This is a genomic window from Janthinobacterium sp. SUN137, assembly GCF_030587265.1.
GTDB classification, from domain to species: domain Bacteria; phylum Pseudomonadota; class Gammaproteobacteria; order Burkholderiales; family Burkholderiaceae_D; genus Janthinobacterium; species Janthinobacterium kumbetense.
The window spans coordinates 1,589,044-1,612,395 of the sequence record NZ_JAPWHZ010000001.1; the positions used below are offsets into that span (position 1 = coordinate 1,589,044).

21 protein-coding genes, 1 tRNA gene and 1 pseudogene are annotated in these 23,352 nt (G+C 48.2%); 13 read left to right on the top strand and 10 right to left on the bottom strand.

Annotated features, from left to right (window positions below; translation table 11 throughout):
• Positions 1 to 18: 18 nt before the first annotated feature.
• A tRNA-Gly gene (locus O3298_RS07250) sits at positions 19 to 92 on the bottom strand.
• Positions 93 to 391: 299 nt separating this feature from the next.
• Here O3298_RS07250 and O3298_RS07255 point away from each other — a divergent pair.
• The 12 genes from O3298_RS07255 (at position 392) to O3298_RS07310 (ending at position 12,304) form a co-directional block, all read left to right on the top strand.
• Positions 392 to 643: a hypothetical protein gene (locus O3298_RS07255; RefSeq protein WP_305058874.1), complete on the top strand. Its 252-nt coding sequence runs from the start codon at positions 392 to 394 to the stop codon at positions 641 to 643.
• Between the two features lie 301 nt (positions 644 to 944).
• Positions 945 to 1,301, top strand: coding sequence for a diacylglycerol kinase (locus O3298_RS07260; RefSeq protein WP_099668335.1), 357 nt, complete (start codon positions 945 to 947; stop codon positions 1,299 to 1,301).
• Positions 1,302 to 1,453: 152 nt separating this feature from the next.
• Positions 1,454 to 2,872 carry a mannose-1-phosphate guanylyltransferase/mannose-6-phosphate isomerase gene (locus O3298_RS07265; RefSeq protein ID WP_305058875.1) on the top strand — a complete coding sequence of 473 codons (1,419 nt, stop codon included), beginning with the start codon at positions 1,454 to 1,456 and terminating at the stop codon, positions 2,870 to 2,872.
• A gap of 77 nt (positions 2,873 to 2,949) precedes the next feature.
• Positions 2,950 to 4,413, top strand: a complete 1,464-nt coding sequence (gene wbaP, locus O3298_RS07270) for an undecaprenyl-phosphate galactose phosphotransferase WbaP (RefSeq protein WP_305058876.1) — start codon at positions 2,950 to 2,952, stop codon at positions 4,411 to 4,413.
• Between the two features lie 90 nt (positions 4,414 to 4,503).
• Positions 4,504 to 5,583, top strand: coding sequence for a dTDP-glucose 4,6-dehydratase (rfbB, locus tag O3298_RS07275; RefSeq protein ID WP_305058029.1), 1,080 nt, complete (start codon positions 4,504 to 4,506; stop codon positions 5,581 to 5,583).
• On the top strand, positions 5,583 to 6,476 hold the full coding sequence (gene rfbA / locus O3298_RS07280; protein ID WP_305058979.1) for a glucose-1-phosphate thymidylyltransferase RfbA: 894 nt from the start codon (positions 5,583 to 5,585) through the stop codon (positions 6,474 to 6,476). Before rfbB ends, rfbA begins: the two co-directional genes overlap by 1 nt.
• 24 nt (positions 6,477 to 6,500) lie before the next feature.
• Positions 6,501 to 7,046, top strand: coding sequence for a dTDP-4-dehydrorhamnose 3,5-epimerase (gene rfbC, locus O3298_RS07285; protein WP_305058877.1), 546 nt, complete (start codon positions 6,501 to 6,503; stop codon positions 7,044 to 7,046).
• 41 nt (positions 7,047 to 7,087) lie between these two features.
• The gene (gene rfbD / locus O3298_RS07290) at positions 7,088 to 7,960 is read left to right on the top strand and encodes a dTDP-4-dehydrorhamnose reductase (RefSeq protein WP_305058878.1); all 873 of its coding nucleotides are present in this window, start codon (positions 7,088 to 7,090) and stop codon (positions 7,958 to 7,960) included.
• A 1,054-nt stretch (positions 7,961 to 9,014) separates the two neighbouring features.
• Complete coding sequence (locus O3298_RS07295) at positions 9,015 to 9,299, top strand: hypothetical protein (RefSeq protein WP_305058879.1); 285 nt, start codon at positions 9,015 to 9,017, stop codon at positions 9,297 to 9,299.
• Between the two features lie 125 nt (positions 9,300 to 9,424).
• The gene (locus O3298_RS07300) at positions 9,425 to 9,640 is read left to right on the top strand and encodes a hypothetical protein (protein ID WP_305058880.1); all 216 of its coding nucleotides are present in this window, start codon (positions 9,425 to 9,427) and stop codon (positions 9,638 to 9,640) included.
• Positions 9,633 to 10,931: a class I SAM-dependent methyltransferase gene (locus O3298_RS07305; protein ID WP_305058881.1), complete on the top strand. Its 1,299-nt coding sequence runs from the start codon at positions 9,633 to 9,635 to the stop codon at positions 10,929 to 10,931. The genes O3298_RS07300 and O3298_RS07305 overlap by 8 nt, the downstream gene beginning before the upstream one ends.
• Positions 10,910 to 12,304 carry a hypothetical protein gene (locus O3298_RS07310; protein ID WP_305058882.1) on the top strand — a complete coding sequence of 465 codons (1,395 nt, stop codon included), beginning with the start codon at positions 10,910 to 10,912 and terminating at the stop codon, positions 12,302 to 12,304. The genes O3298_RS07305 and O3298_RS07310 overlap by 22 nt, the downstream gene beginning before the upstream one ends.
• A gap of 419 nt (positions 12,305 to 12,723) precedes the next feature.
• Here O3298_RS07310 and O3298_RS07315 read toward each other — a convergent pair.
• Both O3298_RS07315 and O3298_RS07320 read right to left on the bottom strand, forming a co-directional pair.
• A pseudogene (locus tag O3298_RS07315) lies at positions 12,724 to 13,114 on the bottom strand (transposase); the annotation flags it as partial.
• A 54-nt stretch (positions 13,115 to 13,168) separates the two neighbouring features.
• Positions 13,169 to 14,401 (bottom strand): hypothetical protein, encoded by a 1,233-nt coding sequence (locus tag O3298_RS07320; RefSeq protein WP_305058883.1) that lies wholly within the window; start codon positions 14,399 to 14,401, stop codon positions 13,169 to 13,171.
• 479 nt (positions 14,402 to 14,880) lie between these two features.
• Here O3298_RS07320 and O3298_RS07325 point away from each other — a divergent pair, with 479 nt between their 5' ends.
• Positions 14,881 to 15,021: a hypothetical protein gene (locus O3298_RS07325; RefSeq protein ID WP_305058884.1), complete on the top strand. Its 141-nt coding sequence runs from the start codon at positions 14,881 to 14,883 to the stop codon at positions 15,019 to 15,021.
• A gap of 919 nt (positions 15,022 to 15,940) precedes the next feature.
• Here O3298_RS07325 and O3298_RS07330 read toward each other — a convergent pair.
• The 7 genes from O3298_RS07330 to O3298_RS07360 form a co-directional block, all read right to left on the bottom strand.
• Complete coding sequence (locus O3298_RS07330) at positions 15,941 to 16,882, bottom strand: glycosyltransferase family 2 protein (protein WP_305058885.1); 942 nt, start codon at positions 16,880 to 16,882, stop codon at positions 15,941 to 15,943.
• Positions 16,860 to 17,858, bottom strand: coding sequence for a glycosyltransferase family 1 protein (locus tag O3298_RS07335; protein WP_305058886.1), 999 nt, complete (start codon positions 17,856 to 17,858; stop codon positions 16,860 to 16,862). The genes O3298_RS07330 and O3298_RS07335 overlap by 23 nt, the downstream gene beginning before the upstream one ends.
• Positions 17,859 to 17,980: 122 nt before the next feature.
• Entirely contained in the window at positions 17,981 to 18,862 is an 882-nt protein-coding gene (locus O3298_RS07340) for a glycosyltransferase family 2 protein (protein ID WP_305058887.1), read from the bottom strand.
• Positions 18,859 to 19,992, bottom strand: coding sequence for an NAD-dependent epimerase/dehydratase family protein (locus tag O3298_RS07345; RefSeq protein WP_305058888.1), 1,134 nt, complete (start codon positions 19,990 to 19,992; stop codon positions 18,859 to 18,861). Before O3298_RS07345 ends, O3298_RS07340 begins: the two co-directional genes overlap by 4 nt.
• Before the next feature lie 108 nt (positions 19,993 to 20,100).
• The gene (locus O3298_RS07350) at positions 20,101 to 21,087 is read right to left on the bottom strand and encodes a glycosyltransferase family 2 protein (protein ID WP_305058889.1); all 987 of its coding nucleotides are present in this window, start codon (positions 21,085 to 21,087) and stop codon (positions 20,101 to 20,103) included.
• Positions 21,059 to 22,396 (bottom strand): hypothetical protein, encoded by a 1,338-nt coding sequence (locus O3298_RS07355; RefSeq protein ID WP_305058890.1) that lies wholly within the window; start codon positions 22,394 to 22,396, stop codon positions 21,059 to 21,061. Before O3298_RS07355 ends, O3298_RS07350 begins: the two co-directional genes overlap by 29 nt.
• 24 nt (positions 22,397 to 22,420) lie before the next feature.
• Positions 22,421 to 23,350, bottom strand: coding sequence for an NAD(P)-dependent oxidoreductase (locus O3298_RS07360; protein WP_305058891.1), 930 nt, complete (start codon positions 23,348 to 23,350; stop codon positions 22,421 to 22,423).
• Between the last annotated feature and the right edge of the window lie 2 nt (positions 23,351 to 23,352).

Sequence of the window (23,352 nt, forward strand, 5' to 3'; positions counted from 1 at the left end):
CCAGGCGCCAGCGAAAAATGGAGCGGGTGAAGGGAATCGAACCCTCGTCGTAAGCTTGGGAAGCTTCTGCTCTACCATTGAGCTACACCCGCGAAGCCTGCATTTTACGCGGGATGACGAGGACTTGGCAAACTTGTGCGGCGCTTTCGAATGCATCAGCAATTCCCGCGATATTTGACAAAAACATGGACCGCAGCCTCGGCAAGGTGCCGTTTTTGTTGATAGAGAACAACATCTTCAGGCCGCCAGACACGCAGACTGGTCAGGTATGTAGCTAAAATAGAATAAATTATCGTTGCCACGGACTGTACGGCGCAGACTAGCAAGAGAAATGTTGCTACAATCATGTGACAGTTTAGCATTCCCGCTGTTCAACCTAAAAGGATATCCCATGAAGAAAATTCTGATCGCTTCGGCAATCCTGTGCTTCGCTTCCGCACAAGCCATGGCTCAATCGGCTCCAGCTCCTGTACCAGTCGCAGCGGCACCAGCTGCTGGTGCTGCTGCTGGCGCCGCTGCCGGCGCCACTGTTGCCGGCCTGAGCGTTAGCACCCTGATCGCTATCGGCGCAGCAGTTGCCGTTGTGGCCGGTGCAGCTAGCTCGGACTCGACCACCGCGCACACGACCCCAACCCACCATTAATACCTGGCTGCTCAGGCAGCGACAGGTAGGCCCATCCTGCAGCTTGATGTAAAGTCGAAAGGTGAAGGCCTGACACCGCAATAGTTCACATACTTTAATATGCCAACTATAGCAATAAGAGCCCTTTTCATTTGAAAACGGGCTTTTTTACTTTTTATCAAACATCAAAAAGATTGGCACCAGTCTTTCTGCTGTGGAAAAATGATGTCATATCGTATGGCCATGCCTGCGTTCCTCATCTATTCATTGAGAGATCCGCCTTCATGTCAGTAAAATATTGCGCACCATCGCTTCAGTTGCCATGAAGAACCAGCCTCTCCATAAACGCATGGGATTTGCCCTGCAAGGCTTGGGTGCCGCCTTCCGCATGGAATCGAGCTTTCGGCTGCAATGCCTTGCCGCCCTCCTGGTATTGCTTGTACTTGCCTGGTACCGGCCAGCGATGATCTGGTGGGCTTTGTTATTGCTCAACTGTGGCATGGTCCTCGCGGCGGAGCTCTTCAACACCGCTCTCGAAAATCTGATTGATCACCTTCATCCGGCCCTCCATCCCAGCATCAAGATCGTCAAGGACTGCGCCGCAGGAGCCGTGCTCATTCTCAGTATCAGTGCCCTATGCGTGTTTGTTGCTTTTTTGCTTGAAAACGTTGCGTGCTAAGCAAAAATACCGGGGCAGCAAACTACAATACAGGACGCGCCAAAGTGCGTGTCTCTCAGGCTCCATGGAGTCCGGAGAAAATACAAAGATTCCTGTAATTTATTAAAAATATTGCTCCCATTGGCAATAATTACATTTACATTGAAGCATAAATGACTATTCCCCTCGTACCGGTAATTCTTTGTGGTGGTTCCGGCACACGTTTATGGCCGCTTTCGCGCGAGGTATTCCCGAAACAGTTTCTGCGCTTGTCCACTCAGGGCAGCATGCTGCAACAAACGCTGCAGCGCCTGGCAGGCATAGACACCGTGTCGCCAGCACTGCTGGTATGCAACGAATCCTCGCGTTTTGTTGTCGCAGAGCAGGTGCGTGAGATCGGTCTGGAAAATAGCCGCATGCTGCTTGAACCCATGCGCCGCAATACGGCTCCAGCAATCGCCTCGGCAGCCTTGCATGCGATGGAGAGTGGTGAGGATCCGCTCCTGCTGGTGCTGCCTTCGGACCACGTCATTCTGGACGCCCCGGCCTTCCATCGCGCCGTCGCGCTGGCGCGTACTGCAGCAGAGGCTGGTCAGTTGCTGACGTTCGGCATCACGCCAACGGGACCAGAGACAGGATACGGCTATATTCGCGTCGAGGGCGCTGCAAGCGGGCAAGTCCAACGCGTGCTTGAATTCGTGGAAAAGCCGGCCCTGACGCTCGCGGAACAATATGTCGCCAGCGGCGACTACTTCTGGAACAGCGGTATGTTCCTGTTCCGCGCCAGCCGCTACCTGGAAGAGTTGGCGTGCTTCCAACCCGCTATTCTGGCAGCTTGCCGCGCTGCCATCAGCGCCGCGAAAAGCGACCTCGACTTCATTCGCCTGAACAAGGATGCCTACGCCGCCAGTCCCGATATCGCCGTGGCCTACGCCGTCATGGAGCGCACCAGCCATGCTTCGACCGTCGCCCTCGATGCAGGCTGGAATGATATCGGTTCCTGGAAAGCCGTACTCGACGTGGCGGAAAAGGATGCCAGCCAGAATAGCACCCAGGGCGATGTACTGATCCAGGATTGCAACGATTGCCTGGTACACAGCACTAGCCGCCTGGTCACCGCCATTGGCATGCGCAATACCGTCATCGTGGAAACCGCCGATGCCGTGCTGGTCATGGATGCGGATCAGGCACAACAAACGAAAACCATGGTCGCGCAATTGGTCGACAGGCAGCGCCCCGAGGCCACCATGCACCGTGAAGTCTTCCGTCCGTGGGGTTCCTATGATTCCATCGGCAATGGCGAGCGCTTCCAGGTCAAGCGGATCACCGTCAAGCCTGGCGCCAAGCTGTCATTGCAAATGCATCACCACCGCGCCGAGCACTGGATCGTGGTCTCCGGCACTGCCCAGATCACGAATGGCGACAAGGAATATTTGCTGACCGAAAACCAGTCTACCTATATTCCCCTCGGCGTCGTCCACTCGCTGGCCAACCCGGGCAAGCTGCCGCTGGAATTGATTGAAATTCAATCGGGTAGCTACCTTGGAGAAGACGACATTGTCCGCTTTGAAGACCGCTACGGCCGCACTTGACCGAGCAGATACGTAAGCACCATGCATACGGCACCACAAGAATTTACACTGAAGTTTATAAGGTTTAGCAAGTCATCATGAAACCAATCGAAGGCATCTTTGTACAAGAAATAAAATGGTATTGCAGCAGCAGGGTAGAAAAATATTTCCTCACCTTTGCCGATGCGTTAGCCATGTTCACGGCATTCTGGCTCGCCGGCACATGGACCCTCGATGGCGGCGATTTGAACAACTGGGGCTTGGATAGCTCACGCCTGCTCAGTTACAGCCTGCTATCCGTGGTCACTGTGGCGATCTTCAAGCTGAAGGGCCATCATGCCAAACGCCGCCCGTACTCGAATGAAATCAAGGAACTGCTGAAGATCGCCATGGTCATGGGCCTGATCGACGCGGCCCTGGTCTTCCTCGACAAGCGCGACTCTTCGCGCGAGGCACTGTTGGCAACCTGGCTGCTGGTGCCATGCTGTGTCCTGCTGCTGCGCGGCATGGTCAAATACCTGCTGATGAAAGCTGGCGGCTGGATACGCCCCATGGTCATCATCGGATGGGGTGACAATGCCTTGCAAACAGCGCGAGCCTTCGATGAGGAAGCGTTGATGGGCTATCGCCTGATTGCGTTCCTGATCCCCGAAGGCCAAGGCCGCCTGGAGCAACACTACGTGAACCGCAGCAAACAGACGGTGCCGTGCATTCCGCTTGGTGTCAATCCTGAGGAAACGCTCAAACTGCTGGGTGATCCGCATGCAGTTGTCGCTCTGGAACAAGGCGGCATCGATGCCTATCAGGGCATGATCCAGCAAGTCAGCCGTTGCGTTGCCAATATGCAAGTGGTACCTGCCGTACGCGGCCTGCCCCTGTATGGCATGGAGGTCAACCATTTCTTTACACATGAAGTGCTGCTGCTGACCATGCGCAACAACCTGGCACGGCCAGGTTTACAAATGATCAAGCGCTGCTTTGATCTGATGGCTTCAATCTGCGTGCTGATCGTCGGCGCCCCCATCCTGCTGTGGATCGCGGCCAAGGTCATGGCATCGGGCCGTCCCATCTTCTACGGCCACAAACGTGTGGGGCAGAATGGCAAGCATTTTCTCTGCTACAAATTCCGCACTATGGCCGTAAATGCGGACATATTGCTGAAAGAATTGCTGGAGCGCGACCCTGAAGCCCGTGCCGAGTGGGACCGTGATTTCAAACTGAAGCACGACCCCCGCATCACCTCGATCGGCCACTTCCTGCGCCGGACCAGTCTCGATGAATTGCCGCAGCTATGGAACGTACTGAAAGGCGAAATGAGCCTGGTCGGTCCGCGCCCGGTTGTCGATGCGGAACTGGAGCGTTATGGCAACCAGGTCGACTATTACCTGGAAGCGAAACCCGGTGTCACGGGCCTATGGCAAGTCAGCGGCAGGAACGACGTCAGCTACGATACCCGCGTTTATCTCGATGCATGGTATGTCAAGAACTGGTCTTTATTCAATGACATTGTTATTCTACTGAAAACGGTTAAAGTCATTTTCAAGAAAGATGGCGCGTATTAAGTACATGATCAAATAAAATTTCAATCATTTCATCTCAAAAATAGAAGAACGATGCATCGTGAAGATGTTCTAGCAAAAAAGGATAGCAGCATGATTTTAGTGACTGGCGGCGCCGGCTTCATCGGCTCCAACTTTGTACGCGACTGGCTGGCGCTCAACGATGAGCCCGTGATCAATTTTGACAAACTGACCTATGCTGGCAATCTCAGCAATCTGGCCAGCCTGGAGCAAGACCCGCGGCATATCTTTGTGCGTGGCGACATTTGCGATACCGCTCACGTCTCGCGCCTGCTGGCAGAACACCAGCCACGCGCCATCGTGCATTTTGCCGCAGAGAGCCATGTCGACCGCTCGATCCATAGCCCCGGCGAATTCATTTCGACCAACGTCAACGGCACCTTCAGCCTGCTCGAAGCGGCGCGCGCCTATTGGATCGGCTTGACGGGCGAGGCCAAGGACGGCTTCCGCTTCCTGCACGTCTCGACCGACGAGGTGTATGGCACCTTGGGGCCGAATGACCCGCCATTCACGGAAACGACGCCGTATGCGCCAAACAGCCCGTATTCGGCATCGAAAGCGGCGTCCGATCATCTGGTACGCGCCTATTTCCATACGTATGGCATGCCGGTGCTGACGACCAACTGCTCGAACAACTATGGCTCTTTCCATTTCCCGGAAAAACTGATTCCGCTCATCATCAGCAACGCCCGCGCCGGCAAGGCCTTGCCTATCTATGGCGATGGCATGCAAGTGCGCGACTGGCTGTACGTGGGCGACCACTGCTCGGCGATTCGCCGCGTCCTGGAAGCAGGTCGTCTGGGCGAGGTCTACAACGTGGGCGGCTGGAATGAAATGGCCAATCTGGAAGTCGTGCATACCTTGTGCGACATCCTCGATACGCTCGATCCCAAGGCGTCCGGCAGCTATCGCGAACAAATCACCTATGTACAGGATCGCCCTGGCCACGACCGCCGCTATGCCATCGACGCACGTAAGATCGAGCGCGAACTGGGCTGGAAGCCGGCCGAAACCTTCGCCACCGGCATCCGCAAGACCGTTCAATGGTACCTGGACAACCAGGCCTGGGTACGCGATGTCCAGTCGGGCGACTACCTCAAGTGGGTAGAGAAAAACTACGCGGCACGCGACATGGCCAAGGAGCAACAATAATGGCAACACCCATCGAACGCAAGGGCATCATCCTGGCTGGCGGTTCCGGCACGCGCCTGTACCCTGTCACCATGGCCGTATCGAAGCAACTGCTGCCCGTATATGACAAGCCGATGATCTACTATCCGCTGACCACCCTGATGCTGGCCGGCATACGCGACATCCTGATCATTTCAACGCCACAAGATACACCGCGCTTCCAGGAATTACTGGGCGACGGCAGCCAGTGGGGTATCAGCCTGACCTATGCAGTGCAGCCCAGCCCGGATGGCCTGGCACAGGCGTTCATCATCGGCAAAGAGTTTGTCGGCGATGCACCATCGGCGCTGATTCTGGGTGACAACATCTATTACGGTCACGACTTTGAATCGCAGTTGCGCGAGGCCTCGGCACGCACCAGCGGCTCGACCGTATTCGCCTATCACGTGCACGATCCGGAACGCTATGGTGTGGTCGACTTCGATGATCAGCGCCACGCCGTCAGCATCGAAGAAAAACCGCTCAAGCCAAAATCGAACTACGCCGTCACCGGCCTGTACTTCTACGATAGTCAAGTGTGTGGAATTGCCGCAAGAATAGCGCCGTCAGCGCGCGGCGAACTGGAAATCACCGATGTAAATCGAGTTTATCTTGAGCGCGGTGAGCTCAATGTGGAGTTGATGGGGCGTGGCATGGCCTGGCTCGATACTGGCACCCATGAATCCTTGCTGGAAGCAGGCCAGTTCATCGCCACCATCGAGAATCGCCAGGGTTTGAAAGTTGCCTGCCCTGAAGAAATCGCCTACCGCCGTGGCTACATCGACGCCGCCAAGCTCGAAGCATTGGCGCAACCCTTGAAAAAGAACGCTTACGGTCAATACCTGCTGCGCCTGCTCGAAGAAAAAATATACTAAAGCCTGAACGGCTCATTTCACACCATGCAAATTCAAACCACCGCCATACCGGACGTCCTGATCCTTGAACCCACCGTGTTCGGCGATGACCGGGGCTTTTTCTACGAAAGCTTCAACCAGAAGCGCTTTGCCGAACTGACCGGCGTCACGCGCGATTTCGTGCAGGACAATCATTCCAAGTCGGCAAAGGGCGTGTTGCGCGGCCTGCACTACCAAATCCAGCAACCGCAAGGCAAGCTGGTGCGTGTGACCGCTGGCGAAGTCTTCGACGTCGCCGTCGACCTGCGCAAAAGCTCGCCGACGTTTGGCCACTGGGTAGGCGTGACCTTATCAGCGGCCAATAAACGCCAGTTGTGGATACCGGAAGGCTTTGCCCACGGTTTCGTGGTCACCAGCAACAGCGCCGAGTTCCTGTACAAGACGACCGACTACTGGGCACCGGAGTTCGAACGCAGCCTCCTGTGGAACGATCCAGCCATCGGTATCGACTGGCCGCTCGATGGCGAACCACTGCTGTCTGGCAAAGATAAAGTCGGTACCTTGCTGGCCAACGCCGACGTTTTTTCCTGACCGTTACCGACCAATCTGACACACTGGAACAAAACTATTTCATGAGCCGTATTTTAATCACAGGAAAAACCGGCCAGGTCGGTTACGAACTAGAACGCAGCCTGCAGGGCCTGGGCGAGATCATTGCGGTGGACCGCAGCCAGATGGACCTGGCCGACCTGGACCAGGTTCGCGACGTCATCCGCCGCATCAAGCCGACGCTGATCGTCAACCCGGCCGCGTACACCGCTGTCGACAAGGCCGAGAGCGAACCTGAACTGGCGCTGCGCATCAATGGCGAAGCACCGGGCGTGATGGCGGAAGAGGCGAAAAAGCTGGGTGCTGCGATGATCCATTACAGCACTGACTACGTGTTTGATGGCTCGAAAGATGGTCCCTACACCGAAATCGATCCCACTTGCCCGATCAATGTCTACGGCAGCAGCAAGCTGGCCGGCGAACAGGCGATCGAGGCCGCCGGCATCCCTTACCTGATCTTGCGCACCAGTTGGGTCTATAGCACACATGGCAAAAACTTTCTGTTGACCATGCTGCGCCTGGCAAAGGAGCGCGAAGAACTAAGTATCGTATCCGATCAGTTCGGCGCACCGACATGGAGCCGTACCATCGCAGATACCACGGCGCATATCGTGGCGCAAAGCCTGACGGCAAGCGACCAGCAAGCATGGTGGCAAGCACGCTCCGGTCTGTATCATTTGACGGCGCAGGGAAGGACCAGCTGGTTCAGTTTTACCGAAGCGATCATGGCCCATCCTTCAGTTGCCAAAAAACCAATATTAAAACCGATATTAGCTAAAGACTATCCCGTACCAGCGAAGCGTCCGACCAATTCAGTACTGTCATCACAGCGCCTGATGGATACTTTTTGTCGCATTCCGGATTGGCAGGATACATTAAGGCTGTGTCAAAATTAAATATTACCCTGTCAACAGAAATGAAAAATGGGAATTGTTCAGCCTGAGTAAACACCGGAAATAGCAGTTGTAAACGAAACTTTTTTACCGTATTACTCCTGCATGCCACCGAAACCGAACCCCTCCCTATCTCTCGAGACTATCCGAAACGGACAAAGACAACTTTAAATAATGATAACAAATCCGGCCTTCGCGTGGCCAGCCGGTTGCACCAGCGCCACATCGCGGACATCGAGCCCCGACATGTATAACGATATGGCTTAAACTGCTGTCTCAAACCATGGATCCGCTATATTATTGCAGTGTGACAGATGGTATATATTTGACGCCCTGCGATTTCAAACTCCACGTTCCACACAGGATTAATGAACAGTGCTCGTTAGGTATTGCAGCAATGCTATGTGTTGAGTATAAGTGAGCTGCGTCTATTCAAATTCAAGCTTGGTCCGTGAACGCGAATTGAGCGACAGCAAAATGGCATTCGACTCGTCAGGGAAGCAAATCGATAAGTCGATGCTTTTTGGAGGTGTACTGGTGCAACAGCCCCTTGGCGTTCTCGTTGCCCCCTGTTCCCAAGGGGCGTGCGGATCGGCGAAGTCAGTCCGCACGCCGGTGCGCTCAGTGAGCATCTCGCAGCCTTGGTAGCACGTCATCGTTTTGCACATCATCACCGGCTCGCTGTTGAGGGCGCATTGGCGATGCTGGCGACGATACTCTTGACGGGTTGCGTTAACCATTTTGGCCAATGCCACGAAACCGGTCGCGCATTCGACCAGCGTGTCCACCGACGCGATAGACACTTGCTGGCGCCGTTATCACGTCGCCCTTCCATTGGCCGGGGACAAGGCGGCCCTTGATCGCCAGAGGGCAGATATGATGATCTGGCTGTCCAGAATCTACCCTCGGCGATCGGTGCAGCGGCTACGCGGTTCGCGCACCTGATTGTGGTGGCTCAGGCAGGCAATAAGTTCGCGCTTGGCCTCGCCGCACGCATGCATGTAGATGGCGTCGTAGATAGTCTCGTGGCGCACGGTTACATCAGGGTTGTCGCGCCATGGGAACTCCTGTTCTTGCGTTTTTTCTGTGGCAACCAGAGAAGTTTGAGCTGATGTCGAACAACTTCGGGCAGGACACTATCGGCCCGGAGTTTGGCCAACCACCGCGATTCAATCCGGCGGGCCTGGCACTGCAAATGCGCCCGGTTGACATCGTAGATGCCACCATCGGGGGTGCGTCCGATTTTACGGCCAATCGTATTGCCCAAACGGCAAAGACGCTTAGCAATAGCTCGAATAGCGTACAGGTCATCGCGCATGGCCGTGACGACCTGTACTTCTAGATGGCAAGAAGTTTTGTAGCTTTTCGCCGTGACGGCACTTTACAGCAGAAGGTATTGCACTTGTTTTTTGAGAACGCCACCAATGGTATCCGTACTGATAAATACATTGAAAAGGTACAGAAGTAATGAAATTTATTTACATCGAATTAAAGATCGTCTTGCGTGCGGTACTGATCTGCGTGGCTTTTTCTTCCCCGGCTTATGCCTATGTTGATCCCGGCTCAGCCCTCCTGCTGCTACAGAGTATTTTTGCCATCATTGGCGCAGCATTAACATTTCTCAAGAAGCCTCGGCAAATGATCGCCAAACTGTTTAGTCGAAAGAAAAATAACGATGCGTGATCCTGAAGGCACGATTGAATTTCAGGGACAAACAGTCATTCGCCGCATCCACCCCACAGCCACAGCCAAGCAATTTCTTCTATCGAAAGCTGCTGCGACGCTCGTAGAAGCCGGTAGGCTGATTCCGTTCGAGTTCACGGCGCCCGAAACAGTCGAGTCGCCTAAGTTGCCTTTCGTCAGTTATCCCTTTGAGTGGTGTGACGCACAACTTTATTTGGCAGCGCAACTCACGTTAGATATCTCGCGTGAAATTCTCGGCGCTGGGCATGAATTGAAAGACGCTTCGGCATGGAACGTAATTTTCCAGGGCAATCAGCCCATGTTTTGTGATCACCTTTCGTTCCAGCCGATTGTTACGCCGCAATGGTGGGCGTTTGGCCAGTTTACTCGTCATTTTCTGCTGCCTCTTGCAGTATCGCAGCAGCGCGGCCTGAAGCCACACCAAAGTTACAGCACCTATCGCGATGGCATTCCACCAGATGTTGCTCGTACTTTGCTTGGTTTCAAACGATACATGACGCGATACTGGCCACTCATGGTGGCAAGTAACAATAAATCCCAACCTCGCGCTCAAGTACCGACAAAAGATGGTAAACATCTACATGGCAGTCTCTACGGTTTCTGCCAATCCATGCTCAATGGTGGAAAACCCAACCAGGCGCGTAGCCATTGGGCTGACTATACCGACACGCGCCATCACTATACCGACGAAGCTTCCACTGCAAAATTTCAAAAGGTAGGTGAATGGCTGGAAAACACCGCGCCGGCTTGGGTGGTGGATCTCGGCTGCAACACCGGAGAATTTACGGTTCTGTCGGCCGGAACCGGTGCCGACGTGATCGCCGTCGATCTGGACCATGACGCCATTCAAAAGCTGGTGCTTTCGCAAAGTCACGCCACCAATATCCACCCTCTCGTCACCAATTTAGGGGATATGGTTGGCGGGCGCGGTTGGTGTGGTGATGAGTTTCCTTCGCTGATGACTCGTCTGCACCAGCGCGCCGACATGCTGTTGATGCTGGCGCTCATTCATCATTTGGCGATATCTGAAGGTATTCATATGGGGAAAATTGCGCAGATGGCGGAACACATTACGCGCGAGTTCCTGATCGTTGAATTACTCGATGAAACTGATCCGATGGTCTTGCACCTGTGCAGCCAGCGCAAGCGCGAGCCCAAGGAGTTTTCTGTGGCTGTACAAATGGCGGCCTTTGGTCAATATTTCAGTACGGTTGCAAGCTATTCCGTACCCAATACACTGCGCACGCTATGTCTACTCAAGAAACTGTGACCGAACTACAGGCAGGGGAGCCGCTTTATGCGGCAACCTTGGCGTTGCTCACGCTACTGTTGCTTAGACAGACTGACTGGATCTGGAGCAGCCTGTACTTTCAGCATCACACAGCAAGCGAAATCACCCTCGCTTTCGGGCTGCTGGTTGTCTTTGTTATCGTTTGTGTTGCACTGCTGCGCCGTGGATTGGGGCAAGCCACAACAATAAAATTTTTAAATGTCGGCATAGCCCTGTTGTTAACTTTTGTCGGGTTCAATTACCTTAAGCAGTTGGAATTGATTCCGATGCAAAGCAATGCCTTGCAAAAAGCACTCGCAGTGGTATCGGCTATCACTGCAAGTCTGTTAACTTTCAAAATCAGTATTGACACTTGGAAACGTCTGTACTTGGCTGGAATCGTCGGAGGAATGATTTTCATCTTTTTCCCAGTGGTGCTTGCGAACACGAATGCCTCAACTGTCTACTGGCCAAGCCCAAGTCATCAACCGCCGACATTAGCGGCTCCAAATATGCCATCGCAAAACACGATTGTTTTGCTATTAGATGAGTTCAGTGCCAGCGCAGCCGAGCCTGTTGTTAAGCAACTGCAAGCGGCCGGATTACATGTCACAGCAACCAATATAGATCCGGCAGGCAAGAACACGATCAACGTCATTCCCGCCATTTGGATGAGGACACCTTTTGACCAATCAGTGGCCTGTGGGCCCACGCAAATCTGCAGTACAAGCAAAGTATTGGATTTTTCCAAAGTAAAGGCTAGTTCGGAGAATATTGACATCGTGGGTTTTTATCACCGCTATTGCTCCATTCAAGGTCTTCGTTCCTGCTCTTTTTCTCCCTTTCCAATAAAGTCAGCTGGCACAGAATTGGCTTGCAGCTTCCCTGGTATCAACGAAATGGAATTATTGGGTTGCGAAGCCTCCGAGTCAGACAGAAAAAAATTCCTAGCCTTACGTGATGGCATGAAAAAAACGCTGATGGAAGCACCTTTTTGGCAAAAAGGAGGAATTCTATTTGCACACCTTCAGGTGCCACACCCGCTAATGGGGATTCCTTTGAAGACCTTGAGTGTAGAATATGCTGACAACATTAAAGAGGGTGCTTCAATAGTTGGACTGGTGGCGCAAAGAGCCAAGTCGGTGTTTGGAGACAATTTCAGAATTATTGTATTTTCCGATCACCCCTTGCGGCCAGAAATTTGGTGTGCCGACAAGACCTACATGACACTCAAGTGCAAGCCTGACTCATCACAAATATCAAATCAAGTGCCGCTTATCATTGCTACTTTTAATGTGAACAACAAGGCGCCACTAAAGATCGAAAATAACATCGCTGTATTCGATCTGTTGTACCAGTTTGATTCTAAGTAAGCCTACGCCCTCTGTCTTGAGCGACCAGTAAATTTGACCGATGATGGTATCACACCGCTGGAAAGCAACATGTTGATCAAGCAGAATAGACCTGCCGGTTGTAATATCACAGCAGGGATTCGTCAACATGTTTGATGGGCGGTCGGCAATCTGCCACCAGCACATGATGCAACCAGGTTTCCGGGGCGACCCTATTCAGTCAGGCGGAGCCGATCAGCGAGTAAATCGCAACTACCCGTTCGCCACCACTGGTAATGCCAAGCCGCGCATCATTCTGGCGACGGACGCTGTGCGAGGCGACGACATGCTACACCAGTCGCGCATGGTGCCTACGGCGCAGGGCACGGACCGTAAGGCTGTCTCTGGGTATTGTGGGGCATGCGCAAAGACTCTTTGTAAGCGCAAATCCAGCACCGCCCTCAACCCTGCCTGGAATTGCCAGATGATGGCATCACACCACCGAGAAACGGCGTATTTTTAGGCCGAGGGAATCTACGTGGTGCAGTTGCAGGGCAAGAAGTCATCGCACGGTAGACCAGATGATCGGCGATGTTGCTCAGCACATGGCGCAGCCAGATCTCGGGGTCAACTTCGTTGAGCTTGGCGGTGCCGATCAGCGAGCAGGTGCCGGCAGCACGCTCGCCACCGCTGTCGGCATCGGCGAACAGATAGTTGCGCCGGCCAATGGCGACCCCGTTCGGCTGCAGAGTTGTCGATCTCGATGATGCCCTCGTCACATTTGCGCAGCAACTCCGGCCATAGGTTCATCGCGTACTGGATCGCCACCGCCGTGTCCGACTTGCGCAACAGTTTATCGACGGCCCCCCCGTTATTGCACCAAAAATTATCTAGCGCTACTGTGGATTATTGTAACAATGCAGGGGTCGTCGGCGCAGCCATGGACCTTTCGTTCACGATAGGACGAACTAGTCGAGCGAAGAAAAGGCGAAACACTAAAGTAAATAGTAAGTATACCAAAAACACCTTTATCCCATTTGCAAAATTCACTTTAGAGGCGATGGATGAGAACGATGCAATGAAAATAATTCCAACAAAGCGATAGTATTTCACTTGTCTTTCAAAATATCGAAAGAGGAGTGCATAAAAAAAAGCGACTAATGATGGTCCAAACACTCCAAAATTCGCATAGGCCTCAGCGGCATAGTAGAATCCTCCCATCGGGGCGTACAGTTCGTCAGTATTACCTGCTCCCACAAATTTCAAGAGTATTAAGTGATCATCTCGGATGCCACTTGGAAGAAGGTAAATAAAAGGATCGAGCAAGTAGGTTAAACCGTATAAAATATGGCGTGTATTATCAACAATTGAAACTGACTGCAGCAAAGTGTATGAGGCAAAATATGCTTCGATTCCAACAGAGCCAACAATTGCATCCGCAAAATTTTGATTTAACACAATTGCTCTGGCGCTAAGAATTGCAAATAATGCCAGTGCACAAAATATATAGTGCTTCTTTTTCACAACACCACCATTCTGGTGCCATATCCAAGCTGCTGCAACCAAGAAGCCGAAAAAGGTAGTTCTACCGCCGTCCACCATCATCAGCGCGACCTGAGTTACGAATATGAAAAAAATTTCACGTGGCTTGCTTTTTCTTAGATAGATGAAAAGTAATGCCATAGCGACAAAGCAGTATTTCGCGTAAGCGAAAACAACAGTCTTCCAGCCATGCGCATTGTCGTGGCTGATCGCATGCCATCCCAAATCTTTACCAAAAGCCATCAGTCCCAACCACAGAAACAGATAACAGAGAAAAAATCCATTCAAATGCGCCAAGCGAAGCGTCCTTTGAGGACCGTGTATAACAACGCTGTTTCTGTAACCGTAGCCAATTAAAAAAAACGGCAATGCCAAAGAGGATGAAAGCACCGCAGTGTTAATAGCACCTTTATCGCCTAATAGAGATAGGGTTATACCAACATTGCCATAGTATGCAATAATAAGTGCAATTATATAAAATAGATTATATGCAACAAAAACAATTGCGGGAGAAAATATAAATATTTTATCTTTTTTAACGTAAAAATAAGCCATTATTATAGATAACAATATACTTATTAATGATATAATCATCATATTAGCCAAAATGTATTAATTTTTGCACTTTGTAATCTTCCACTACCGTGAAAAACTTGGCAAAGGGTAACAAGGGAATTTTCGGCGGGAATGGGTTCGAGACGCGCATGATGTGCCTGGTAAAATTTTGCGAAGCTAGGTGCTGGCAAGCAAATACGATCTCGCATTGTAACCGAAGCGAGTTCAAAGACGGGACAATCCACCCAAGACAAGGGAATTGTGTGCGTTTAAATATTTCATTTTAACTATCATTAAATATATTCTTGACATTATATTAAAGTCGGGGCTTTCAGTGTGGATTTTTATTTCCACTGCCTAGGATCTTCATTCTGACCATACCGTTTCAAGATTTCGCCGTCCGACTATCTTCAACAGAATTTCTTCATTATGCGCGCCATGCAGACCATCCGACTGCGTTTTCGCACTGTCGCAAGCTACCCTTGGCGAGGCTGGTCACCATCATGCTGAGTGGCATACGGATGAGCGCCCAAGCCAAACTGGACACCTTCTTCGCCCATCTTCGCCAACAAACCCACCTGGTCTACTGGGTGTCCGGGCATGCGTTCAGCCAGATGCGTGCCAAGCTGTTCCTGACCGCCATTCCGGCCCTCAACGACTAGCGAATCCCGCGCGCGCCGAGAAGAACAGGTTTGTGCCGCGCTGGTGCTTGCTAAGCCTAGACGCCGCCCACACCTCGACAGTGCGCGTTGGTCTGCGGAGCAGCCACATTAAGCGCGCCGCTCTGGCCGACAAAATCCTGTTCGGCCGGGACTTGCCGTGGCTCGACCTGATACTAGCGGCCTCCCTACACAACAACGTCCACCAATGCGGCGAGCGTCAGTTCTTGTTCGAGAGGCGTTCAAACGGCTCAAACACCGGTTCAACCTGGAGCACATCAGCGGATTGCCCCAGCAAGCCGTGGCGCAGGACGTTGCCGCCAAAATCGTCTGCGATAGCCTACAGGCCTTCGTCTCCCTGACCGCACATGCCGACGCCGATCTTCTAGACCACAAAGTCGAAGCCGAAAAGACACAAGGCCATGAGCCAGAAAAATTACTGAAATGTCTTAACTTGGGCGGATTGGAGCGCACACTGGCAAAACTGCGGCGCAATTCAGCACCACCGCGTCACACTGAACGGCACCGAATCCGCCACCGGAATTTTGTCAATTAACAAAGAGAAGACCGACATCCTTGCAGTACTGACGATCAAAAAACCGATACTCTGGACTCGATTAACCCTCCTGAACTGAAACAATTTTAAGTCGCTCCATATAAATCAATAACTTATGCTCTTAACTATCGAAGGACTCGTAAGGTTAACGTTGATCACCGACCAAGGTACTTACAGACCCAACGCATTCATGAAATAGGCTTCGACACCAATATTCATAAGGGGGCTCTCCATCTCAAAATCGCTCAGACCACAATGCTAAACGAAGTCAAGTTGCGCATAAAACGGCATAGAACCTTAAATCTTCATAAAGCTGAGTCTGCAAGAGACTCTGCTGAATAGCCACATTAAATTTTAATTCTTCTGCTAATTATTCTTTAACCAATATCCTTTGTACATGCTCATTCTTTTTTTCAATTTGGTTGGAAAATATTTTTCATAACGCCCCATTTTGTAGCCAACATATTTGAAAAACGTGCGAATCAACGTCGATGGTATCAAATACCAGGCATCACTCATCACATGACGCATTTCAGAACACAGATATCGCATTCCTTCGCCACTCACCTGCCCAAACTCAATGAGCAACCATGGCTCACGCGCGTGCAACACACCGATATCGAAATAACGTTTGAACTCCTCACCATAGGTATAATGGTGTGAATGGTGAACGATGGCGCCAGCCTGATAAGCAACGGTTTTGCCGGAAAGTAGAAGCTTGGCCGCCACCATAGTGTCCTCACCTAAAATGACATTGGTAGGAAATCCGCCAATATCCATCAAGTCTTTTACCCGATAAGCAGAAAACGAATTGGATATAAATATCGACTTGAATCCAAGATCTTTTTTAGATGCCAATGATTTCAATACGCTTTTCTCAGCATAATTAAATATGCGAGCGTGCGCTTCACTCGGCCGGCTGCCAGCGTGTGGCAACTGCCGTCCGTATGCCGCTGCCACGTTACTATTTTCTGAAAATACTTGAACCAAATTACGTAAAGAATGCTCATCATGCAACAAAGCGTCCTGCGTCATGAAGATCACAATATCAACTTGTTCTGCAATTTTACTAACCGCCAGTTGGCGAGTACCGCCATGATTGAATTCACTTTTGGAGATCGTCTGAACCTCAAACAGTTGGTGCGTTTCATACGTCATCGTACCATCGTTCGATGTAGAGTCAATGATAAGACGAACCTCTGGCATCAGGGACTGTGACTTCATTTTCTCCAACCACTGGTTCCACATTGGCCCGGGGTTATAGGTTGGAACAACAATACCAATTCTATTCATTTTTTCCAACTTCATCGATGATATTCCAGAATTTCTCTGATGACTGATTCCATGAAAAATCTTTTGCCCGATTTAAGCCAGCATTTATCAAGCTAGCCCTCAAATCAGAGTCGTCGACGATTCGGTTCATTGCGGTGGCGATAGCGCGAACATCCAGCGGGTCGACCAGCAATGCCGCGCCACCAGCAATTTCAGGCATGCAGCTGAGATCGGAGGTGATCACCGGGACACCGGTCGCCATCCCTTCAAGAATTGGCAAGCCAAACCCTTCATACAGGGAAATGTAGACTATTGCCGTCGCACCCTTGTAGTAGCGAGGTAAATCCTCATCCTGGATAAAGCCAGATGTTTCCACCATGCCATTTACAGCGAACTGCTGCATCATTTTTCTCAGGTCATCATCCAATTTACCAGAAAGCAATAATTTTATACCCAGCGACGGTAATTTCGAAAGAGCATATGCTTCTATCATCCGGAATATATTTTTATATCCCCTTCGATTTCCGGCATAGAATATATACGGATAACCTAATGATACCGGGATAACATCAACATTGAACGATTGCTCGACAGCATTGTATATAACCTCGATTTTTTCAGGCTTGAAGCCCCCCCAGGCAATCAGTTCTTTTTTTGTGCATTCCGAGACGGTTATTATTTTTGAGCATTTTTCATAAAGATTCTTCAATATATAATTGTAATATGCTTTATGCCCCCAACTATAATAATGCAAATGTATCAAGTCATGTACGGTGACAACATCAGGAGTTCTCGGATGAAAAGGAGCAATGAAACCCGGGGACCAAAAAACATCTGTTTTCAAACTGCGCAACTCTGCACCAAGCTTCAGGGGAGAAAGCGGGTCTGATATTTTTCCTTCATATTTCAAAGGCAGTAATTCTACATGGACAGGTTTTCTTTTTATCAAAGCGGCAGCAACAGCACCAATACCTGTCGGCCCTAACCAACGCGGATCATAGCTCAACTTCATGATAATTTCTCAACTTTTCACATCTGCAATCATGATTGCATAAAACGAATTTACCAAAATATGAAAAGAAAATCATATTTTTGCACTTGAAGTAGCAGTACATGAACTCATGTAGACTTTCTCTACATTTTCAAGCCATCCTTTATTGCCGAAAAAAAAGGCCCACGCATTTTTTTCGAAAAAAAATCAAATTTAAACAATCGGGTCAAGAAGTAATATGTCAATGAAATAATTTTCATCGAAAATCCGAAATTTTTCCGAATAAAATAAAGGCGGTTACGCTGAGCATAATATGTCGTGAATGTAGATCCGGAGCCACCAGTGCTGCTGCTGACCTTATGCTTCACTTCTCCCGCTGCCCAATAGTAAATACCAAAACCCGAATGATTTGCACGCCAGACAAAGTCGGTATCATCGTAATAAACGAAATATTTTTCATCCATGACGCCGATTTTTTCAAATACCGATTTATGGATCAGCATGAAGCAGGTCGGGGCATAGTTGACATGCCCATCCGTATCATACTGACCGCGATCCGGCTCGCCCTCACCGCGATGTGTCGTAGTACCCTTCCAATTGCTGATATCACCGCCTGCACACCAGATGTTGCCGGAATCAAAAAAATATATTTTTGGCACAATCAGCTTCTCGTTGTGATTCTTGGCTAACGCCAGCATCTTGCTGATTAATGCACTATCATCGAACTCAATATCGTTGTTCAATAGCAGTACATACTCACAGTTATTTTCCAATGATAATTGTATGCCCTGATTATTTCCTTTGGCCACACCAACATTATCGGAATTTTTTATCAACGTGACATTTTTCATGCCATATTGTTCAATCAATTGAATCGATGTGTTATAGGAAAGGTCATCCAAACTGTTGTCAATAATATACAGACAATAATTTTTAAGATCCTGACGGCTCAGACTTTCGAAGAAACCGGGCAGCACATCGGCGCTATTGAACAGCACTGTTACCAGGCCAACCTTGACCGTCATTTGTAAAGTCCCCGCTGCTTCATTTCGGCGATACTGGCATCGTAGGTATCGGCCTGAATTGCCTGTTCGTTAACCCAATCGGTAAAGCGTGCGATACCTTCGCTGAAACTCACTTTAGGCTGGAAGCCAAGTAAACGATTCGATTTGGACAGGTCCGCATAGTTGTGGCGGATATCGCCGAGGCGGTAAGCACCAGTAACCTTGATCGGTACGTCGATGCCATAGTGCTGAACCAGTGTCTGTGCAACCGTCAAAACATCAGTTGCAACACCAGCACCGATACCGAATACTTCACCATCGGCTTCTTCCTTTGTCAGCGCCAAGGTCGTCGCAGCAACGATATCATCAATAAACACGAAATCGCGACTTTCCTTGCCATCTTCAAAAATACTCAAACCATTACCATTTTTAATACGCGTCGAAAAAATTGACAAGATCCCCGTATATGGATTGCTCAACGACTGACCTGGGCCATAAACATTTTGATAGCGCAGTGCAGTCGCACCAATACCCAGCGAGTTGCATACAGTCATGACCATCTGCTCTTGGTTCTGCTTGGTAATCCCATACACTGAAGACGGATGAATTTTTGACTCTTCATCGGTTGCCAGCAACTCCAATGGTTCACCTGTTTTGGGACATAGCGGTTCAAAGCGCCCAACCTGCATATCTTCATCCTTACGCGCACCTGGATAAATAATTCCCAATGCGGATGAATAATATTTTCCTTCACCATATATAGAACGGGAAGACGCCACAACAACTTTTTTAACTTGATATTCTGTATTCGCCAATAAATCAAGCATCAAGCTCGTACCGCTGATATTGACATCAACATACCGATATATTTCATACATCGATTGACCGGTTCCGGTTTCGGCAGCCAAATGTACAATGGCATCCTGGCCAGGCAGCACAGACTCCCATGCCGCCCGGCTGGTAACTGAACCAAGTACAAAATTTGTTTTGTCCTTAATACTGCGATACAAAGGCGATGTTTTCTCTGGATTTTCACCATGAATTTGTGGTGATAAATTGTCTAAAATTGTCACTGCATGGCCCTGCTCAATCAAGCTCAGCGCAAGATTTGATCCGATGAATCCCGATCCACCCGTAATTAAAATATTCAATTTATACTACCTTTTCTATATTTATCGATACAACTTAATAAGTTTAAAAAACTTAAAATTGCAACTTTCTTTGCAAATAAAATACATTACAATAAAAGTATTTCGATTTTAACTTTCTGTCATGAATTTATTATATTTCAGATGAAATCTCATCCCTGCCAAACGAAAAAATACAGGAAGAAATTTGTCAACATGAAGTTGAAATAGAAAATATAAAAAAGCATGTGAAACGAATTTTAAAAATCCATATTTTGAAAAAAAACTTTGCAGGACGATTCCAGAATACAAATAACAAATATATTCCCGACTTTTACTTTTTGACATTTTATGTGCACGTAAAAAAATACTTGCAGGTGAAAATGTAATGTGATTGCAAAAAAAGCTCTTAACCAACCTGAACGTCTCATTGTCAACATTCGTAGCGAATTGAGGCGCAAGTTTTAAATTAAACTCTAGTTGCATGATGGACCAGGATATATCAGAATCAGTTTTTTCAACAATTTTATTTTTTATAAATGATATCCTTCCACCATTTATCAATAATTGAAAAATCAAAACAACATGTGGAACCATGCTATTAATGGTATCCATCATCTTATCCAATGCTGATATATTTTTTATTTTTATAATTGATGAAGATATTAGAAAAATATTAGAAACATAATCGAACCCCATCGCTTTGTGCGATAAAAATTCTTTAATGTTGAGCACTTCATCATGTGAATTTTCATTGCAATATGATGAATATTTAAGACAACATACATCTTCATCCGCGGCGGCAATATCAGCCTTTATCCGATCAACCGCGGACGAGGTTACCAAGTCGTCGTCACCCAGTATCCACAGCCAATCTGTATCGGCATACTCTATACATCTTGCAATATTGGCAGACATGCCAATATTGTATTTATTTCTCACCACTTTCACTTTATCAATACCTGTGATTAGATCTCCAATTATATCTACCACAGGCTCGACAGAAGCATTGTCAATAATTAAAATTTTTACAAATTCACTCAATTGCGGCAACAATTCAATAATCCGTTGCCTGACTTTATCTGGTCGATTATAAGTTGGAATGCAAATTGTGAGCACTCGGAATCCTCTTTTTCTTTTCAGACAAATAAATATATGTCGATGAAGGTAATGAAACAAGTAATGTTATGAGGAAATAGCAGATCGCGATTCCAGTTGTAGAGCTATCTTTTGCCGCAAATGCTATTACGAGCACAGTTGATACTGCGACTAAAATTGAATGATAGAGATATGGTTCAACTTTAAACAGTCTAGTAAGGGTCGCTTGTGTCGCTATAATTTGATTAACAATTGCTGCCAGCATGAAAAACGTATACGCGTGCAGATCAGGCAGCCTACTCGATAACCAATTAACATTAAAAATATTCAACAGAGCAATAAAGATCCCGCCAATCAGCGATACTACAAGAGATGCAGCAAAAGTTTGAATAGCCAATTTTTTTCCAAAACTGAAATATTTTAATAACTCTCCGCATTTTATTAGCTCCAGCAATTCTGGAATTTTCACTTGCAATAACACGCTCAAAAGGCCGTTGGTTATTAATACCGCCGACATCCCAATTCCAACTACGGCGGCACTTTCCGGACCACTAAATTTATAAACAATCGGGGTTATCGATTGGATCATAAAGAATCCACACAGCCAAGATACTGATATTTTAGACTGCAATGCCAAAATTTCTTTAAATATAATTTTTTTAGCAGCTGCCGCAAACTTTATATCACTAATACGCACCCAGAAGCTGTATTCTCTTATTCTTAAAACTTGAGAAAAAACAAAATTAAAAAATGGACTAATAATGGGGGCGAACAAACCGTAACCATATAAAAATAAAATTATGATAGCCACGCAACTTGAAACTGATGCGCACAGTCTTAATTTATAGACTTCATTTATATGGCCAAACCCCTCATAGACGACCCAGAAGCGCTGCGAATATAAGCTGAGAGGAACACAAATTGACAGGAAAATAAGCGGCAACATCCATGGCATGTCTTGACTATTGCCGTGATCATAGAAAAATAGACTACCACCGATGAGTAAAAATATACTGCATCCAATTGCTCCCCAGTTGAACCAGGTACTAGCAAGCCTATATATATTTGCTAACCGTTCCAACTTCTCACTAGGACCGGAAAATCCAGACACGCTATCAAAAGCCAGATATCTACGCTCATGACCTACATATTGCAGAATAACTGAAGAAAATCCAAGTTCAAAAAATATCTGAACGGCTGCAATACTATTTAGCGTCAGCAATAATCCTTGGTGACTTTTTGTAAGAAAAATTGCAGACAGGATTATTATCAGTGCGCTACAAACAATTTGGAGGACCCTTGAGCCAGTTGCGTATATTAAATTTTTCATCTGCTCAAATAATCTTTACTCATTTCAATTTCTTGATTTTTTTGCAGCGCAATTACTACCTGACATGGATTTTATTTCCGCTATCATATTACCAAGACCATCTATTAAATTCACCTTGGGATGCCAACCTGTCTTTTCTACGAGACATCGAATATCCGCTTCCGAATGCATAATCTCACCCTCTCTATGTTTCAAGGCGCCATAATTAAGCATTGTTTTCGATTCAGCCAACCTATGCATCGTATCGACAAAATCTCTGACCGATATTGCGGCCCCTGTGCCGAGTTCAAAATTTACATATTTATTTTCAGCAGTTGCATTTCTTTTCGCATACACCAGAATATTTTCAAAAGCGGATATCACGTCAAATACATGGATGAAATCACGTAATTGTTTACCATCCGTCATGGCAATGGAATTTTCATTGCAAACAATTTTCCGCAGTACCATGCTGACAAACTTATTTTCAGCATCTCCGGGACCATACATATGTTCCAAGTTGATATTTGCAAAAAATATCTCGTGCTCCTGACAATAGTCCTTCGCAATATCGTGGAAGATATTTTTTGATTTTATATAACTTTTTAGATAACTATAATTTTCTTTCGCTTTGCAAAAGAACGTGCTGGCATTCAGAAAAACCAAATTTTCGTTATTTTTCAGTGCTTCAATTAATGAAAGAGGAAATATGACATTAGAATTCAATATCTCACTAACGGATTCTCCCTGATTTCCATAACAGGTTGCGGTATGAATAATCGCATCTACTTCAGAATTAAAATCCTCAAATCCATCCTCAATATCACGGAGATCCAGATGATCCGCGATAGAATTCAAGCGCTCAAGCGAGGATGTCCTCCTTTTTACTCCAATTACGGAATGACCATTTTCAGTCAAAAATTTTGCGAGATGACTCCCTAAGAAACCAGTCACTCCTGTAATCAGAACTCTCATAA